Raw genomic sequence first — 17,303 nt, forward strand, 5'->3', positions numbered from 1 at the left:
AAGTCACAATCTTATGGCATTATTAAAAAAAGGGAGTCAGGGTCCAGCGGTTACCGAACTTCAAAATATATTAAGGGAACTTGATTACAACATACCGGTTACAGGCATGTTCGATACGGCTACTGAAAAAGCGATTAAAAGCTTTCAGGCAAGCCATTTAGATAAGCACAACGAACCGCTGGAAGTGGATGGCAAAGTGGGAGACATTACCCTATGGGCCCTGAAAAACCCGAGAAGTGTGGTTAATGTTGGAGCTATTGATTACAAAATTATGCCAGCTAGTTCACTTGGAGGGAATATTATCGGTAGGAAAGCACTTGAAATTGCGATCAATGAGTTAAAATCAGGGGCGGGGGAAGTTGGTGGAAACAATATGGGCCCCTGGTGCAGGAAATATTTACAACCAGCCGGTTTAGGGGAAGGAAACAGTTGGTGTGCAGCATTTGTTAGTTGGTGCTTCTTGCAAGCTGTTGGTGGTGATAAGTCGGCAATGCCATTTAAGTATACTTCCGGCGCCCGGAATATTTACAACCAGTTCAAACAAAAAGGTTGGACGTTTGATGGCAGTGGTCCGCAACTGGAGCCCGGAGATATTGTCTCTTGGTGGCGTGTGAGTATGCCTTCGGGCTTCGGTCATATAGGTATTGTTCATCACTTCGAAGATGGATTTATATATACCATTGAAGGAAATAAAGCTGCTAACGTTGCTGGTTTCTCTTATGTAAAAACCCGAATGGATAAACTACTGGGCTATGGAAGAGTAAAGTTATAACCTTAAATTTTAAGCCTGCTAAACCAAAATAGCATGCAGACACATGTAAAAGGAGTATCGGAAAAATCTATAAGCAATGTTGCTCATAATCAGAAGCAAAAAAATAATCCATTTTTTGCACCTGTTATTGTGCAGCCTAAATTAACCATAGGTGCCGTGGACGATCCTTATGAGCACGAAGCAGATGCTATGGCCGAAAAGGTAATGCGCATGCCGGATCCAGAAACGATTCAGCCTCCTACTATCCAACCTGTTATTCAAAAAAAATGTGCGGCTTGTGAAGAAGAGGAACTACACAGAAAAGAAGATGAAGAAGAAGGACCTGTTCAGTTAAAACCGATCCATGATTTTCCGATACAACGAAAATGTTCAGCATGTGAGCATGAAGATGAGCAAATTCAAACAAAAGCTGTAGCATTACAAACTAGCAATTTAGTAGCTCCATCCACTGTAAACTATGTAATTAATTCATCTGGAAATTCGTTAGATAAAGGCACCCGAGCATTTATGGAAAGCCGGTTTGGTTATGATTTTTCTGATGTTCAAATACACAATGACGATAGCGCACATCAATCGGCTGCAGCAATAAAAGCCCTGGCTTATACCCATCGAAATCATGTGGTATTCGCAAATGGACACTATCAACCCAATACCTATGCAGGAAAACAACTATTGGCACATGAATTAACACATGTGATTCAGCAATCAGGAAATAGGCAATTGCCCATTCAACGACATACATTAGAAAATGACCCGAGTACCGCACCTGCAATGACTTGTCAAATTCCAAACACCTCAGCAGCAGGTATCAGCCTTGATATTCTGTTTGGAAGCAATAGCAGTGCATTATCTCCCATAGAAATAGCTGCAATTGATAATTTTGTAAACAACTGGCATACATCAGGAGGTTCCGACCCGGTAAGGGTTGATGGTTTTGCTAGCATTGAAGGTGGTCCGAGCCTTAATTGGCCCTTATCGTGTAGCCGTGCCGAAATCGTTTTTAATGAGTTAACAACACCATCTAGTGGAGCTGCAGGTATTCCACCAGCATTTATAGATGTTTTTGCCAATGGCGAAACTGATCAGTTTTCGACCTCATTAGCACTTAACAGAAGAGTTACCATCACTATACCAACGCCTATACCACCACCGCCACCAGCAACATCGGCTGTATTTTCAGAATCAGCTATTCAGGTATTTCATGGTTATGATGATACGGTAACACCTAACTTTCAGGTGGTACCAGTTGGTGAAGATAGGATTGCCGCTGTGACTATTACACCCCTAGGTGCTTCACCAACATTTGTATCGTTGAATCCAGCAGTTGCAACGGTAGTCGCAATTGGTGCTGGTGTACAAATAACTGGTGTTGCCGATGGTGCTACCAGAATTGAAGCAAGACAAGGAGCAACTGTTTTGGATACTTTAAGAATTGAGGTTAAGGATCCGCGTAATATAACGGTCGACTATCATTTTATGAGCGACACTGCACAGCCAGCACGGTTCTTTGGATTTATACCAGCACAACCCCAACACCGAACAACAAGAGCTGTTGCATCAGCACCCACATTAACAGCAACATTAAACAGAATTTGGCAACGTCAGGCAAATGTCTTGTTTACTCAAGGTACGGTAAATTCACCAACAGTACTTACAAACCTTGGACCTCAAGTTGTATTTACAACCAATCCAGCAACGGATGAATGGAGAAAGGTTACTGCATTCGCGACGGGAGGAAATTGGAATGTTTATTTGGTATGGGAATATGAACAGGATGCAACTCCGACAATAGATGATGCGAACGCCGGGACTCTAGGCTCAAACACATTACTTGAAGACAATGATTGCGCTGACGGGTTAACATTATCCCATGAGGCGGGTCACTTTTTGAGTACTGCTTCACCACTTCCACATACTGCGGCTGGTATTATGGGGCCATGCGGTGCTCCAAATTATGATCGGGTAAGGAAAAATGAAGCAGATGTAGTAAATCCATAAGCTAAACCCATGAATTTAAGACTGTGCTATATAAAAATCCCCGATATAAAGTAACGGGTAATGTATAGTATTTAATCACGCTAATACTTAACAACATGTTATGATTAAACATGGCTACATAAAGAAATCAGTGATTCAAAAATCGAATAGCAACGGATCGGAGTTATTTATTCAACCTAAGCTTACAATTAACCAATCCAATGATAGTTACGAACAGGAAGCAAATTCAATTGCTGAAAGAGCTGTTAAAAGTGAGATCCAACCCCCATTTTTCCTGGCTAAAGGCAATAGCAATAATAATTTACAACGAAAATGTGCCGCTTGCGAGGAAGAAGAAAAACTGCAATTAAAATCAGAAACCGCTTCTAATTCTAATTCTGAAATAACCTCATCGGGCATTCATCAGGTAATTGGATCAACAGGAAAATCATTAGACTGTTCAACCAAAGATTTTATGGAAACTAGATTCGGTTATGATTTTAGTGGGGTTCAAATCCATAATGATCAAACCGCCAATCAATCTTCCGCGGATATTAATGCAAAGGCCTATACACATAAAAATCATATAGTTTTTGGTGCAGGCCAATATCAACCCGAAACCACAGAGGGAAAGAGATTACTGGCTCATGAATTAACGCATGTGGTGCAGCAGGGGAATACACCAAATCCTATTATTCAACGTAAATGCACAGATAATGGTGTAAAAACAAGTGATTTGGTATCAGTTAAAAACCAACATGATTTTGCGGCCTTAGATGGCTATACACCTATCAAAGGAAAAGCGCATGATGTATATTTTGATGGCAAGTACCATTTCTTTTGTTATCATGATAAACGTGTTTACTTCAAATATGTAGACACTGCAGATAAAGTAATTCCCGACTTTCAAGCTGCTTATGGTATTAAATTGGAGAATGATGGAGGAAAATGGTTAAAATCAGAAGTTGTATTGATATCGGAAGCACTATCAATGTTAAATGATATCGAAGCTGCCCAGCTAAAAGGTTATCGTTTTATTAAGCAGGCAGGAGTGATGATAGAAGATGGTGACAGAGTTGTTGCCGCACTTACCACACAGGATATTATCCAAAACGATTATAGGATCGAGTTTTGGAAGTTCTGTTTTGATGGCACATCCGATACGAAAGTAAAAAACACTGCAGGAGTGTCACCAGGGGTGCCCTGCATACTGCATGAAATAGGCCATGCATTGATGTATTCAAGATCACGGCCATACATGGAGGCCATGTATTTTAAAGATAAGTACCAAAAGGAATATGATAAAGCTTCTGCCGACAAGCAAAAAGGAATGAAACCAAAATTGGATGAATTAAAGAAAATTCATGATGAAGCCGAAGCGATCTATAACAAAAGACCTTCGGTTGCTTCCGAATTTTTAAAACTAGTGAAAGATAAGCCTGTATTAACAGACTATTCAAAGAAAAATGAACAGGAAGCCTTTGCAGAAGCCTTTGCTATTTATAAGATCAACCCTGATTTGCTAAAAGCAAGGAATCGTAAGCTCTATGAATACTTTAAAAAGAGTGGTTTTCAATAATAGAACGTAATTTACATAAGACATAAGTCTATATGAATCAGACGTTTATTACTAGGTTTTATTCAGATATTAGTATACGAATTGAAAATACCAGCAACTAATTTCAATTAAATAGCTGACTGTTTAATAGCTGATTAACCATGAGAAAGTGTCATAAAGCATCGGTTATACCAAAATCTTCTCAACAGAGTCCTAACCTCGAGCCTAAATCATTTTTCAACTCAGTATTGTCAGTGGGTAATTCTTATGAACAAGAAGCTAATGAAATGGCAAATAACATTTTATCTGAGCATAAGGGTTCAATAAGATCATCATTCTTTCTTCCTAAATCAATTGCTTCAGCCTCTCAATCTAATAGCTTTATCGCTCCTAAAAGCGTTTCCAATATTATTAATGCTAATGGACAAGCATTGGATGATCAAACCCTAAACCTTATGCAATCAAAACTAAATTATGATTTCAGCAAGGTGCAAATACATAATAATGCAACAGCACAAGAGTCGGCCGCCGAGATCAATGCAAACGCTTATACCGTTAAAAATCACATTGTTTTTGGAAAGAATCAATATCAGCCCAATACGACAACGGGCAAGCAATTATTGGCTCATGAGTTAACGCATGTGGTGCAGCAATCATCTTCAAATACATCCACAATCCAAAGACAACCTGCTACCCCTGTTCAGTCTGATTACGAAGAGTTGGTAAAAAAAGGGAAGTGGTGCAGAGATTCAGCCGAGTCAGGAAAATTGCATCCTGGTTTGCAATGCTATCGGGAGATTCCTGCCACAAAAGGTCATCCTCCGGGACAACAATATTGTTTTGATAAAAAAACAGGCGAATTTAAGGAAGAAAGCCCAGACTTTGTTTCGGCGGTTTCAGGACAGTTGAAAGATGGTACATGTGATATACCAATGAAGCCAACCGATCCACCTCAGCCTTTTACTCAACGGGGTCAGCGTGCAATGGGTCACTTAATAGGTGATATTGCTACAGAAGATGCGAACCTGATTGGTGGTAGTTTTGGAGCCTTTACGGGTGTAACAATGGGTATTGGGCTGCCTAAACAAGGGTTTGGGGCCAGCAGTTTATGGATTCCGGCAGTATTGGGTGCCTTTGGCACTTACCTGGGGGCAAAGGGTTTACCACGCTTAAACAAATTTGCCGAACGCCATGGTTTCTTACCCACTATAAGTTTGGGTGCCGGTACCAATTTAGATTTGAAATTAGGTATTGGTTTAGAAAAAAGAGACCGACCGCTACCTGTTATACCTGTAAATTCCTATCTCACATTTGGTGTAGATACTACTTTAGGGATAAATGATGAACCGGGAGTTGATGCGAGTTTTATGGCTAAGGTGGGTATTCGTATCGATCCACGTAAACAAGGCGGAGGTTTTGGTTTTGGTTCGGTTGGAGGAGGGTTCCAAGTAGGTAAAGATGCCGCTTCGGTTAAATCTTACAGTGTGGGAGCAGGCTATCGCTTCACAGATTTCTTAGATGTTCAGGTTGAGCGTGAATCTATTTCAGGAGGTGATAAGGATGGAGCAACTTATTGGCTTACCTTAAAAATGATTGCTCCTCAAAATGTGCTGAAAGGACACTAATATTAATTTATCAACTTATACATCTGTTGGAATTCCTCTGTTTTAAAAGTATTTTTAATTAAACAGAAGCCGCATCTTGGAAACCTATCATCAAAACATTACCAATTCACTTTCATTCCTTCAGGAAACTATTAACCGAAGGCTTCATCATTTTTTTAATAAAGAAAGTGATGAACAATTTTCTTATCCTGAAATAAAATTGGAGGAGGACAATGCTCCGCTTAATCAATTTTTAGCCTTTTACCAGGTAAATATCGAAGAATACATTATCCTCCTTTTAGCATTAGCTCCCCATATCCAGCCTACATTGCTTGACACAACTATTCAAACCTATTTGCCCAATGGGGGAGATTTCCCGGAGATTGGCGGTGTAAAAGGCAATAACCACCGCGGAACGATACCTACCGGCGAAACTGCTTTATTCATTTTAGGAGGCCATGATATTGCTAAAAGAATGCAAACAAGCACCTATTTTTCACCTGATCATTTCTTTGCTAAAGAGAATATTTTGAGCATTGAACAATTACGAGATGGTGAACCTCGGATGAGTGGAAAGATTGTACTTCAGCAAGATTATATTGATCTGTTTACTATTGGTTCGATATCAAAACCTACATTCGGACCTGATTTTCCGGCAAAAAACATTTCCACTAAATTAAACTGGACCGATCTGATTCTAAATCAAAAGACACAGTCTCAAATTGAGGATATTAAAATTTGGTTGAATCATAACAGAACCCTTTTGAACGATTGGGAAATGGATAATAAAATCAAGCCTGGTTATAGGGCGCTGTTTTATGGACATCCAGGAACAGGTAAAACCTTAACTGCTGCACTTTTAGGTAAACAGTTTAAGAAAGAGGTTTATCGAATTGACTTGTCTCAGATTGTTTCGAAGTATATTGGAGAAACTGAAAAGAATTTAGAAAAGGTTTTTAACAAAGCAGAACATAAAAATTGGATCCTGTTTTTTGATGAAGCTGACGCTTTGTTTGGCAAACGAACAAATGTTCAAAATGCACATGATAAGTATGCAAATCAGGAAGTTTCTTATTTATTGCAACGCGTAGAAGATTTCCCTGGTCTCATTATCTTAGCATCTAACTATAAAAGTAATATTGATCAAGCCTTCGTCCGTCGGTTTAATGCCATTATTCATTTTCCAATTCCAAACCCTCAAGAACGCCTGGAACTGTGGAAATCATCGGTGCCTTCTAAAGCAGTATTAGCTAATGATATCGACCTAAAAACCATTGCTCATAAATACGAGCTAAGCGGTTCGGCAATCGTTAATGTAATTCATTATGCTTCGTTGCAAACGATTCATCAAAATAGTATAACCATCCAAAAAGCAGATATTCTCGAAGGAATTAAACGAGAATATGAAAAGGAAGAGAAGGTGTTTGTGGCCTAACTTTACCAGAGTATTACTCTCTTCCTTTGTTGTTTATTCTTTTCAATTCTTCTTCGTTAGTTAAATCTAAACGCAATGGTGTAACCGAAATAAAATTATGTTCAATGGCCCAACGGTCGCTATTCTCTTCACTTTGTTCTAGAGGAGTGACTGTAAACCAATAATGTTTACGACCCATTGGATCAACTCCAGGCACTACTTTTCCATCATATAACCGCACCGATTGCCGTGTCCATTTCATGCCAATAGGTTGCGGAGGAACGTTTACGTTAAATAAACCAAAATTGGTGTTTTTAAGAAGGACATCTAAAGTATCCCTTACAAAAGGCTCTAATGCTTCAAAATCAGGTTCAGTGTTTCCTACTGAGGTACTAAAGGCAATTCCCTTAACACCCAATAAAACAGCTTGCTTGGCGGCTGCCAAAGTGCCCGAATGCCAAATGGAATTCCCTAAATTCATTCCCATATTTATACCTGATAGTACCAGATCAATTTGCGTGTAAATATGGGTACCTAATGCCACACAATCGGCAGGTGTGCCATTTACCCGAAAGGCTTCAATACCTTCGAAGTAAATGGGAGATTTTTTAAAAGATAGGGGGCGTGAATGTGTTACCGCATGCCCCATCGATGATTGCTCTACATCAGGGGCCACAATAAATACCTCGCCGAAGCCTAGCGCGATTTTTGCCAAAGCTGCTATTCCCGGGCTATATATTCCGTCGTCGTTAGTGATTAAAATTCTCATGGATAATCTACTTAAATAATAATGCCATAAATAACCAATTGATTTTCATTAATTTATACATTCAAATCAACAATATGAAAACCATCAAGTTAATACATAATCCAACCGCTGGCGATTTGGAACATTCGAAGAAAAAGCTGATCGCCTTAATTGAATCGAATGGCTTTAAATGTAATTATGCCTCTATAAAGAAGAAGGGCTGGAATACGATAGAAGCAGATACCGATTTTATTATTTCAGCAGGAGGGGATGGTACCGTTCGAAAATTAACCAAGGAACTACTTGATCGGAAAGTATTAGAACAAAGCTGGCCTATAGCCTTACTACCATTAGGAACAGCAAATAATATTGCAAAAACCTTAGGTTTAGCAAAAGACACAGAAGCGGTGGTTCATGCCTGGCATAAAGCCAAGATCAAGCATTATGATATAGGCCTTATATCTTATAATGAACAAACCACATTCTTTTTAGAATCATTTGGGTTTGGAGTATTTCCAAAACTGATGATGGAAATGAAAAAGCAAAAAATGAATGATTTGGAAACACCTGAGCAACGTATTCAAACCGCTTTGGAATTATTACATGAAATTATTGAGGCCTATGACAGCAGATATTGTGAAATAGAAATTGACGGAACAGATTATTCAGGAAAGTACCTTATGGCTGAGATTATGAATACCCGTTCAATTGGACCTAATTTAGTTCTCTCACCCGATTCAACACCATTTGATGGTTATTTAAATGTGGTTTTAGTACCCGAAAAGGATAAAAACAAGCTGGTTAATTACGTTACTGGAAAAATTGATAGCAAGGAAAAGAATCATACATTAATGAATATAAAGGCTAAAAGTGTAAGAATAGGGTGGTCGGATAATTTAGTTCACATAGACGATGAATTCATTAAAATTCCTAAATCTTCGGAAGTTAAAATTGAGTTGAAAGAGGGGATTCTCGAGTTTTTAATGCCTTAAATCTTTTTAAACGCAATAATTATACTTGTTACCTTGCTTTAGATAAAATTTGCATCTACAATATGCCAGTTAAGAAATTTAATTACTTTTCTTTGTCGTTTATTTGCACATTTTATCATCTAAATAAATTCTCAAATAAGTACTAATGATTGATACGGAAACTCACTTAAGAACAGTGAATGTTACGAGGTACATTGCGCCTTTACGGGAAGGAGGTTCTTTACCTGCAATTGCCGAGGCAGACGATGATTTTTTATACGTGTTAAAGTTTAGAGGGGCCGGACAGGGACCGAAGGCGCTTATTGCTGAACTGATAGGAGGGGAAGTAGCTCGTTTACTTGGTTTTAAAGTACCGGAATTGGTTTTTGCTAATTTGGATGAAGCCTTTGGTCGCACTGAACCAGATGAAGAAATTCAGGACTTACTCAAAGTAAGCGAGGGTTTAAATCTAGCACTACATTATTTATCTGGTGCTATTACTTTCGATCCAACCGTAACTGAAGTGGATTCAAAACTAGCTTCACAGATCGTTTGGCTCGATTGTTTATTGACCAATATGGACCGAACTGCCCGAAACACCAATATGCTGATATGGCATAAGGAGCTTTGGCTGATCGACCATGGAGCTTCTCTGTATTTCCATCATTCAGGGCAAAACTGGGAGGATCAGGCACTAAGGCCGTTTGCATTGATAAAAGATCATGTTCTTATCAATCAGGCTTCTGAATTGGAAGAAGTTGACATAGCTTTTAAAACTATTTTAACCGATGAAAAAATAAAGACAATAGTATCTTTATTGCCCGATGAATGGTTAACAGAACGATCATTTGAAACAGCTGAAGAACAACGCGAGATGTATTTTAGATTTTTATCATTACGAGTAGCCAATTCACAAATTTTTATTAACGAAGCCAACAATGCAAGAGAAGCAGTTATATGAGTATGCCATCATTCGCGTGGTGCCAAAGGTAGAGCGTGACGAGTTTTTAAATGTAGGCCTTATTCTCTATTGCGCTAAACAGAAATTTTTAAAAGCCCGTTTCGAACTAAACACAAATCGCTTGGAGGCTGCTTTCGGAAACCTCGATTTTGCAGAGCTTGAAAATAATTTATGTTCATTTCAACGTATAAGTGAAGGAGGGAAGCAAGGAGGACCGATTGCTTTATTGGATATGCCATCACGGTTTAGGTGGTTAACAGCAAAGAGAAGTACGGTGGTACAAACTTCACGGGTTTGTACAGGGTTAAGTAGCAATATTGAAAAAACCTTCGAAAAACTCTTTAGCGAACAAGTTTCCCTTTAATAGGTTAACAGTTCAATTTGAAACATAAAAGATTGCATTTTGTTAACTCTAGTAAGAGTTTTTATATTGAAAGAGCATATATAAACAATCAAAAAAATGAGACATTCATCACACCATGAGGAAAGACACAAACCAGGAGGCTTTTTAATAGGAAAAGAGTTCAGTGGAAGTTTTGTTAAGATTTTCATTATTTCCATCATCATTATCTTTGGACTTGCGTATTTTTTAGGCTGGATATAAGCTTTTCTTTTGAAAGCAGCTATTTAAAAACTACTTCTATTCCTATCTTTGGGCTCTTTTAAAATTAAAATTCATGTTAACACATCACGTACTATTTTGGCTTAAAGCCGACACTACCGAAGAACAAAAAGCCGCTTTCCGTAAAGGTTTAGAATCATTGGAAAAAGTGGAAACCATTAAATCAATTTATATTGGTACTCCAGCTCCAATTGAACGTGCCGTGGTTGATACTACCTATACCTTTTCTTTAATGGTTGTATTCGAAGACTTGGCCGGACATGATGTTTACCAGGTTCATCCGGTACATAAATCCTTTTTGGAAGAATTCAGAGCATTTTTCGAAAAAGTGGTGATTTACGACGCACAATAACAAAATCAATTATAATGAAAAAGCCCCAAGCGGGGCTTTTTTTAATTTCATCTTACTGCTTTTAAATAAGAAAATATCAACAAATCAGGTTTGAGAGTTTTATAATCCACCTTTGTTTCATCACTATCCAAGGTAAATTCCACTTTTTGCTTGTGGGTTGAGCCTGCTGCTAATTCTTCAAAAAACACAATTCCGTTTACTTTCCTGTCATCATTATATTCAGACATTATAGTTAAAACGCTTAAATCATGACCAGAGTTATTGATAACGGTTATATAACCATCAAGGTAGGTATACGATACACCTTTAACCGTTTCTTTAAACGTTTCATTGTTTGGTGGAGGTAAATACTTTTGAGCATGTGCCGAAACCGTCATCAGCAATAAACATACAAGTAGTTGAAGTAAGCGTTTTATCATAAATTCAATTAAATTGGTCTATTGCAAATATGTTAATTCCCATGCACTTTGGTATGAATTATTTATTTGCACATGTTCAAAAAAAGATTTGTAAAACTGATGACTTGAAAGCGTGGCACTATCGCCAATTATCAATAACTTTTTCTTCGCACGAGTCATTGCCACATTCATTCTTCGTGTATCTGCCAAGAAACCGATTTCGTTTTTATCGTTACTTCTCACCAAACTTATTGCAATCAGATCACACTCTTGCCCCTGAAAGCCATCCACAGTATTAAACCGAATTTTATGCTTATTGCTTAGCAAATAATCAAAGTTTTCAATTTGTTCTCCTAAGTAAGCGACCTGGGCCTTGTAAGGAGAAATAATACCAATGCGTTTAACATTGGCGTATGCTTCTGTATCAGCAATACAAAACTGTTGCAAAAAATCATTCAGGTAACTCAATAACAAATTGCCTTCTTCAGGGTTAAAAGCACTTCTTGAATTCTCTATTTTTTCGTTAAACCCACAGCCGGCGGTATCAATAAATAATAATGGATTTTCATCAACATTGAATAATTTATGATTCTTTACAGTTGCTGCAGCCATTAATTGTCCATCATAAAACTGTTCGTTTGAAAACTGCATAATTGCAGCATTCATCCGATATTGAACATTCAGTAATGAATCCACTTGCTGGCGTTCAATAGTTTTCTCAAATAGGGTAGTGCTCAGTCCTTGTTTGCCTGCTTCATATGATTTAACGGTTGGTGATAACTGAAAATGATCACCGGCCATAATAACCCGGCCAGCCTTCATTATTGGAATCCAACAAGCAGGCTCAAGAGCTTGAGCTGCTTCATCAATGAAGACAGTTTTAAACAATCGGTCTTTTAAAATTTGGTTATTAGCACCCACCAACGTACACGCAATAACTTGCGCATTCGAAAGTATATCGGTAATGATATAATCTTCCAGTTTTATCGCTTCCTGCTTTAATGAACGGGCCTCATTAAATAAAAGCTGGCGCTGACGGCTTTCTTCCTTACCAAAATTGCGTTTGTATTTAAAGGCAAGGTTCCTGAATTCTTCGGCCTTTTTACGGATATTCTTTATATCATTAAAATATTCGTGTTGCGTTATTTTATTATCGATAACCAAATCAGCAAGGTGATCACCAACACGGGCCGGATGGCCTATACGAACCACATTCAATCCTTCAGCATCCAAACGTTCACATAAAAAATCGACGGCCGTATTGCTGGGAGCGGTAACCAAAACCTGTTTTTCTTGTAATGTTACCTGCTTAATTGCTTCAACGAAGGTGGTTGTTTTACCTGTTCCTGGAGGACCGTGTACAATAGCTACATCATTTGAATTTATAATTTGCTGAATTGCACTATTTTGAGATTCATTTAGAGCGGTATTAACAGGAGAGGGGCTTAAATCAGAAAAACCGGCAGGAGAGTGGCCCAATAAGATCTCCCGCAGTTCCGACAATCGATTATTTTCTGCTGTGGCTACCAAACGCAAGGCCTCGTCCATCTCTTTGTAAGAAGTTTCGTCAAAAATCAGGTCGATGCCAATCTTTCCTTGATTGATCCATTCTGGTAATTCATCTGCATTCAGATAAATTCGCAATTTATCTTTTACAGCCGTTCCAATTACACCTTCAGTACGCTGCTTTGAAGCCTGATTATTTACGTTTGAAAATAAAGACGCTCGTTTACCGGTTTGCAATTGATGATCAGTTCCTTTAGCCGTGGTACGTTCAATTTCTACAAAAACCTGTTCACCACGACCATAGCCCGTTTGCGTAATAATTACCGGATACCAGCTATTACCATTTTTAACCCGTTCACCAATTTCAGATTCAATCACAAATTTTCGGTATTGTTCTAAATCTTCTTCCTTTTCAATCTTAAGCACTTTGCGCAAATGCTTTAATTCTTCAATGGCTGTCATCAGCTGGTTATAATTTAACGCACGCAAAGATCATGATTTTCATCGATCTAAGGGTAGAGGATTATTTAAATAATGAGGTGGCAGAATACGGTAATTTTGGAATTCTTTTAAATACTACTTAACATAATGTTAATTATAAGAAATAAATATAAATGAGACTAAAGGAGATACTGAACAAAAAATGCCCGGAGTTAATCCAGGCATCTTATTTTAATAAAGTATATAAAAACGTTTTTTAGTTGGCAATGGCCTGTGATTTCTTACGTTCTTTAAATGATTCTCGAGGTGTTAATCCCAAGACTTCGAACATCTGCATGTCTTCATTAAATGTCGGGTTTGGCGTAGTCAATAATTTTTCACCGGCAAAAATTGAATTCGCTCCAGCCATAAAACACAATGCCTGATCAGAAAGGCTCATTTCGGTTCTTCCAGCAGATAAACGAACCACTGATTTAGGCATGATAATACGAGTAGTCGCAATCATTCGTACCATATCCTGAATTGGAACTCGAGGTTGGTTTTCCAAAGGTGTTCCTTTAACCGGTACCAAAGCATTAATTGGAACCGATTCAGGGTGTTTGGCCATATTTGAAAGCGTAAATAGCATTGAAATACGGTCGTCGGTAGTTTCACCTAAACCTACAATTCCGCCTGAACAAACAGAAATCTTGGCCTTACGAACGTTTTCAATCGTATTTAAACGGTCATCAAAGTTTCTGGTAGTAATAATGCGTTTGTAATCATCTTCAGAAGTATCTAAATTATGATTATAAGCATATAAACCGGCATCAGCCAATCGTTGAGCCTGCTGTTCGTTTAACATACCCAAAGTACAGCAAACTTCCATATCCAGTTCATTTACGGCTTTAACCATATCCAATACGCGGTCAAAATCACGGTTATCACGAACTTCGCGCCATGCAGCGCCCATACATAAGCGTGAGGCTCCTCCTTCTTTTGCTTTTTTCGCTGCACTAACAACGGTGTCAACCTGCATTAAAGCTTGAACTTCAACATCGGTATGGTAACGTGCTGCTTGTGGACAATAAGAACAATCTTCGGGACAACCACCGGTTTTAATCGAAATCAGACTGCTGATCTGGACTTCTGAATAATCCTCGTTTTCGCGATGAATGGTTGCTGCACGATAAATCAGATCCATCAACGGTGAATTGTATATTTCAGCAATTTCTTCTTTCGTCCAGTTGTGTCTTACTTCTGCCATATTTGAAAGTTTTAGATAGTTTGGTTTAGTAAAAAAAGCTTTTGGTTGAATTTAAAAGCTATTTTCTTATAGTAAATTTCAGGTTTCAAGTATAATAAAAATCTACGGCTGGATAAACTTCGATTTTCGAATGATCTCCAAAGTTCTGTTACCATGATTAAAAAGAACATCGATAATGCTTAAATCAGCAATAAATCCATGATAATTCGAAAAAACCTGGTAATACTCTTCGGTTTTATAAATTGATTCAGATTTTGGATTTATCAATTCTCTCATATCAAGAGTTCCGTTGCCTGCGTTTTTAATGTATTCAGATGTAAAGCCATAATTCTTCCGGAGCTTTAAGCTTTTAAATAAAAACTCATTTAACTGTTCATTGAAATCAAACAGATACTCGATTTTTTTTTCATAAAACGGGCGCAAGTCATCTTCATAAAACTCAAAATAAGCAGAGCTTCTGTAACCGCTTTCCAGAGATTTCCAATGTATTTTTTGCCAATTAGCATCATAGCTAATTTTAACATCTTTAATAATTGTATGATTTTTAGAACCCTTAACAACAGGAATACTCAATGCTAACAATCCATTAGGCGAATATATATGTGCCCTGTTACGATAGGTTTGTTTAGGGAAATGTTCGAACTTTTCAACTTTAACTTCTTGTCCCTGATACTGTAGATAAGCTGCAAACCAGCTAATAGGCGCTAAGTAACATGTAGGGAGAATTAATCCTTTTTCCATCGGTTCAAAAATAGAAAAAATTGATTTAGCATGCATTTAATAATGGCTTGGGACTTTTAATTAATAAATACCGATTAATATTTGTATTAGTATATATTTGACAAAATTAAATCACGTATTTTGAAGAGATTTGTGTTCACGTTAGCGTTGCCGGTTATATACTTGTTTGCTTTCCTCCCTTTTCCAGTCTTATATTTATTATCAAACTTCCTGAAAGTTATTGTTTTTGATATAATAGGTTATCGAAAACAAGTCATTTTCACCAACCTTCGTAAGAGTTTTCCAACCAAATCAGAAGATGAAATTTTATTAATTGCAAAGCAGTTTTACCAAAACTTTTGCGATTTATTGGTAGAAGCAATTAAACTAAGTGTGATTTCAGAAAAGGAACTGGTTAAACGAATAAAACTTATTGGATATGATAAAGTAGAGGCTTTTCATCAGCAAGGGCGCAGCAGCATTATATCTGTAAGTCATTGTGGAAATTGGGAGTACGGGCCACTTATTCAAGGCCATGTTTCTTCAGTACCATCAATGATTGTTTACAAAACAATTAAAAATCAACCTGTTGATGCGTTTGTAAAAGGCATTCGCTCAAGATTTGGATCCATTTTAGTACCTAAAGAAAATACTTTACGAAAAATTGCCGAGTTGAAAGGGAAACCTTGGCTATTGGTATTGGCAGGTGATCAAAAACCAGGAGGTAAAAATTCACCTTTCTGGACTTACTTTCTTAACCAGGAAACGAATGTATTTTTAGGTGTTGAGAAAATTGCAAAGTCTACTAATAGTGTTGTTTTTTATTGTGATATCCGCCGGTTAAATCGGGGTTATTATGAAGCCGAATATTCTTTACTTACCGATTCACCAAAAGAAATGGAAGAATTGGCCATTACAAAAATGCATTTAAACGCATTGGAAGAGGCTATAAAGAAAAATCCATCAAATTGGTTATGGTCACATCGTCGGTGGAAATCTAAGCGGCCTCAAAATATTACTATAGATACGTTGATACCTGAATTCGCGTCTTAAGAGTACTTCAATACGTATATTGCTAACGGTCAAATTAAATTTAAACATTTGAAATGACCGTTTTGCCTTATATTTGCTGCAACAAAATTTACAGCATTGAACAAAGTCTCTTATTATCTTTCACTTCCTGTATTATATTTAATCGCGCTTCTCCCCTTTCCTATTTTATACCTGTTATCTAATTGCTTAAAGTTTATAATTTTTGATATAATAGGATATCGTAAGGAGGTTATTATCACGAATTTAAAAAACAGCTTTCCGTATAAAACCGAACAGGAAATTCAGCAAATAGCCAACAAATTCTACTTAAACTTTACCGATATGTTATTGGAATGTGTAAAAATGCTTACACTTTCCAGAAAACAAATTGCCGAAAGATTTATAATTACCAACCCAGAGTATTTATTAACCTATCAGGATAAAGGAAAAGGTTTAATTGCAGTAGTTGGGCACATGATCAATTGGGAATGGGCAGGATTAATTCAAAGTCACAATTCACCCTATCCAGCATTGGTTATTTACAAGCCTTTAAAAAATGAAAAGTTCGATGAATTGGTACTCAAAATACGTTCAAAATTTAATGCTGTTTTGATCCCGATGAAACAAACTCTAAGAAAATTGATCAGCTACCGCGACAAACCTTTTTTGCTCATCTTAGCCGGAGATCAATACCCTGGTAAAAAGGATTCTACTTATAAAACGACCTTTTTAAATCAGCCAACCCATGTTTTTATGGGCACAGAAAAAACAGCAAAAATGATGAATTGTCCGGTGGTATTTTGTGATATAAGAAAGACGGAACGAGGCAGATATAAAGTTACTTTTTTCCCTTTGGTTGAAAATCCAAACGATACAGCTGAGGGTGAAATTACTGAAATGCATATTAATCAACTGGAAAAAGCGATTAATGAGCAACCCGAAATTTGGTTATGGTCTCACCGAAGGTGGAAATAGATTTTA

The 17,303-nt window shown here is 37.5% G+C and carries 17 protein-coding genes; 12 read left to right on the forward strand and 5 right to left on the reverse strand.

The genetic code is table 11. The features are described 5' to 3' along the window. Window positions 1-13 precede the first annotated feature (13 nt). From NF867_RS16495 to NF867_RS16515, 5 genes are all read left to right on the forward strand, one after another. Window positions 14-772 carry a CHAP domain-containing protein gene (locus tag NF867_RS16495; protein WP_252589497.1) on the forward strand — a complete coding sequence of 253 codons (759 nt, stop codon included), beginning with the start codon at window positions 14-16 and terminating at the stop codon, window positions 770-772. Window positions 773-805: 33 nt separating this feature from the next. Further along, window positions 806-2,770: an eCIS core domain-containing protein gene (locus tag NF867_RS16500; RefSeq protein WP_252589498.1), complete on the forward strand. Its 1,965-nt coding sequence runs from the start codon at window positions 806-808 to the stop codon at window positions 2,768-2,770. A gap of 100 nt (window positions 2,771-2,870) precedes the next feature. After that, window positions 2,871-4,328, forward strand: a complete 1,458-nt coding sequence (locus NF867_RS16505; RefSeq protein WP_252589499.1) for an eCIS core domain-containing protein — start codon at window positions 2,871-2,873, stop codon at window positions 4,326-4,328. A 140-nt stretch (window positions 4,329-4,468) separates the two neighbouring features. Beyond that, window positions 4,469-5,932: an eCIS core domain-containing protein gene (locus NF867_RS16510; protein ID WP_252589500.1), complete on the forward strand. Its 1,464-nt coding sequence runs from the start codon at window positions 4,469-4,471 to the stop codon at window positions 5,930-5,932. A gap of 76 nt (window positions 5,933-6,008) precedes the next feature. After that, the gene (locus NF867_RS16515; protein ID WP_252589501.1) at window positions 6,009-7,346 is read left to right on the forward strand and encodes an ATP-binding protein; all 1,338 of its coding nucleotides are present in this window, start codon (window positions 6,009-6,011) and stop codon (window positions 7,344-7,346) included. Between the two features lie 13 nt (window positions 7,347-7,359). On the opposite strand, the gene surE is transcribed toward NF867_RS16515, so the two are convergent. After that, a complete protein-coding gene (surE, locus tag NF867_RS16520) occupies window positions 7,360-8,094 on the reverse strand; it encodes a 5'/3'-nucleotidase SurE (RefSeq protein WP_252589502.1) in 735 nt (244 codons plus the stop codon). A gap of 74 nt (window positions 8,095-8,168) precedes the next feature. Between surE and NF867_RS16525 the strand changes: the two genes are divergently transcribed. The 5 genes from NF867_RS16525 to NF867_RS16545 all read left to right on the forward strand — a co-directional run bounded on the left by NF867_RS16525 (window position 8,169) and on the right by NF867_RS16545 (window position 10,979). Then, entirely contained in the window at window positions 8,169-9,065 is an 897-nt protein-coding gene (locus NF867_RS16525) for a diacylglycerol/lipid kinase family protein (protein WP_252589503.1), read from the forward strand. Window positions 9,066-9,210: 145 nt separating this feature from the next. Further along, a complete protein-coding gene (locus NF867_RS16530) occupies window positions 9,211-10,005 on the forward strand; it encodes a HipA family kinase (RefSeq protein WP_252589504.1) in 795 nt (264 codons plus the stop codon). Then, window positions 9,983-10,369 (forward strand): DUF3037 domain-containing protein, encoded by a 387-nt coding sequence (locus tag NF867_RS16535; RefSeq protein ID WP_252589505.1) that lies wholly within the window; start codon window positions 9,983-9,985, stop codon window positions 10,367-10,369. Before NF867_RS16530 ends, NF867_RS16535 begins: the two co-directional genes overlap by 23 nt. 96 nt (window positions 10,370-10,465) lie before the next feature. Beyond that, window positions 10,466-10,609, forward strand: coding sequence for a hypothetical protein (locus NF867_RS16540; protein WP_252589506.1), 144 nt, complete (start codon window positions 10,466-10,468; stop codon window positions 10,607-10,609). Between the two features lie 73 nt (window positions 10,610-10,682). Then, window positions 10,683-10,979: a Dabb family protein gene (locus tag NF867_RS16545; protein ID WP_252589507.1), complete on the forward strand. Its 297-nt coding sequence runs from the start codon at window positions 10,683-10,685 to the stop codon at window positions 10,977-10,979. 47 nt (window positions 10,980-11,026) lie between these two features. Here the strand turns inward: NF867_RS16545 and NF867_RS16550 are convergent, their stop codons facing one another. The 4 genes from NF867_RS16550 to NF867_RS16565 all read right to left on the reverse strand — a co-directional run bounded on the left by NF867_RS16550 (window position 11,027) and on the right by NF867_RS16565 (window position 15,311). Beyond that, on the reverse strand, window positions 11,027-11,398 hold the full coding sequence (locus NF867_RS16550; RefSeq protein WP_252589508.1) for a hypothetical protein: 372 nt from the start codon (window positions 11,396-11,398) through the stop codon (window positions 11,027-11,029). Window positions 11,399-11,416: 18 nt separating this feature from the next. Further along, window positions 11,417-13,345 carry an AAA domain-containing protein gene (locus NF867_RS16555; RefSeq protein ID WP_252589509.1) on the reverse strand — a complete coding sequence of 643 codons (1,929 nt, stop codon included), beginning with the start codon at window positions 13,343-13,345 and terminating at the stop codon, window positions 11,417-11,419. Between the two features lie 235 nt (window positions 13,346-13,580). Further along, on the reverse strand, window positions 13,581-14,570 hold the full coding sequence (gene bioB / locus NF867_RS16560; protein ID WP_252589510.1) for a biotin synthase BioB: 990 nt from the start codon (window positions 14,568-14,570) through the stop codon (window positions 13,581-13,583). 102 nt (window positions 14,571-14,672) lie between these two features. Further along, complete coding sequence (locus tag NF867_RS16565) at window positions 14,673-15,311, reverse strand: WbqC family protein (RefSeq protein ID WP_252589511.1); 639 nt, start codon at window positions 15,309-15,311, stop codon at window positions 14,673-14,675. 105 nt (window positions 15,312-15,416) lie between these two features. Between NF867_RS16565 and NF867_RS16570 the strand changes: the two genes are divergently transcribed. Together NF867_RS16570 and NF867_RS16575 are read left to right on the forward strand one after the other, a co-directional pair. Continuing rightward, window positions 15,417-16,343, forward strand: a complete 927-nt coding sequence (locus NF867_RS16570; protein ID WP_341870057.1) for a lysophospholipid acyltransferase family protein — start codon at window positions 15,417-15,419, stop codon at window positions 16,341-16,343. 69 nt (window positions 16,344-16,412) lie between these two features. Next, window positions 16,413-17,297, forward strand: coding sequence for a lysophospholipid acyltransferase family protein (locus NF867_RS16575; protein WP_341870058.1), 885 nt, complete (start codon window positions 16,413-16,415; stop codon window positions 17,295-17,297). Window positions 17,298-17,303: the final 6 nt, after the last annotated feature.

This window comes from Solitalea agri, from assembly GCF_023914155.1.
Classification (GTDB): domain Bacteria; phylum Bacteroidota; class Bacteroidia; order Sphingobacteriales; family Sphingobacteriaceae; genus Solitalea; species Solitalea agri.

Bases quoted from the DNA above. Each gene is read 5' to 3' on its own strand.
- NF867_RS16495 (WP_252589497.1), top strand. From the start codon at position 14: ATGGCATTATTAAAAAAAGGGAGTCAGGGTCCAGCGGTTACCGAACTT.
- NF867_RS16500 (WP_252589498.1), top strand. From the start codon at position 806: ATGCAGACACATGTAAAAGGAGTATCGGAAAAATCTATAAGCAATGTT.
- NF867_RS16505 (WP_252589499.1), top strand. From the start codon at position 2,871: ATGATTAAACATGGCTACATAAAGAAATCAGTGATTCAAAAATCGAAT.
- NF867_RS16510 (WP_252589500.1), top strand. From the start codon at position 4,469: ATGAGAAAGTGTCATAAAGCATCGGTTATACCAAAATCTTCTCAACAG.
- surE (WP_252589502.1), bottom strand. From the start codon at position 8,094: ATGAGAATTTTAATCACTAACGACGACGGAATATATAGCCCGGGAATA.
- NF867_RS16525 (WP_252589503.1), top strand. From the start codon at position 8,169: ATGAAAACCATCAAGTTAATACATAATCCAACCGCTGGCGATTTGGAA.
- NF867_RS16530 (WP_252589504.1), top strand. From the start codon at position 9,211: ATGATTGATACGGAAACTCACTTAAGAACAGTGAATGTTACGAGGTAC.
- NF867_RS16535 (WP_252589505.1), top strand. From the start codon at position 9,983: ATGCAAGAGAAGCAGTTATATGAGTATGCCATCATTCGCGTGGTGCCA.
- NF867_RS16540 (WP_252589506.1), top strand. From the start codon at position 10,466: ATGAGACATTCATCACACCATGAGGAAAGACACAAACCAGGAGGCTTT.
- NF867_RS16545 (WP_252589507.1), top strand. From the start codon at position 10,683: ATGTTAACACATCACGTACTATTTTGGCTTAAAGCCGACACTACCGAA.
- NF867_RS16550 (WP_252589508.1), bottom strand. From the start codon at position 11,398: ATGATAAAACGCTTACTTCAACTACTTGTATGTTTATTGCTGATGACG.
- NF867_RS16555 (WP_252589509.1), bottom strand. From the start codon at position 13,345: ATGACAGCCATTGAAGAATTAAAGCATTTGCGCAAAGTGCTTAAGATT.
- bioB (WP_252589510.1), bottom strand. From the start codon at position 14,570: ATGGCAGAAGTAAGACACAACTGGACGAAAGAAGAAATTGCTGAAATA.
- NF867_RS16565 (WP_252589511.1), bottom strand. From the start codon at position 15,311: ATGGAAAAAGGATTAATTCTCCCTACATGTTACTTAGCGCCTATTAGC.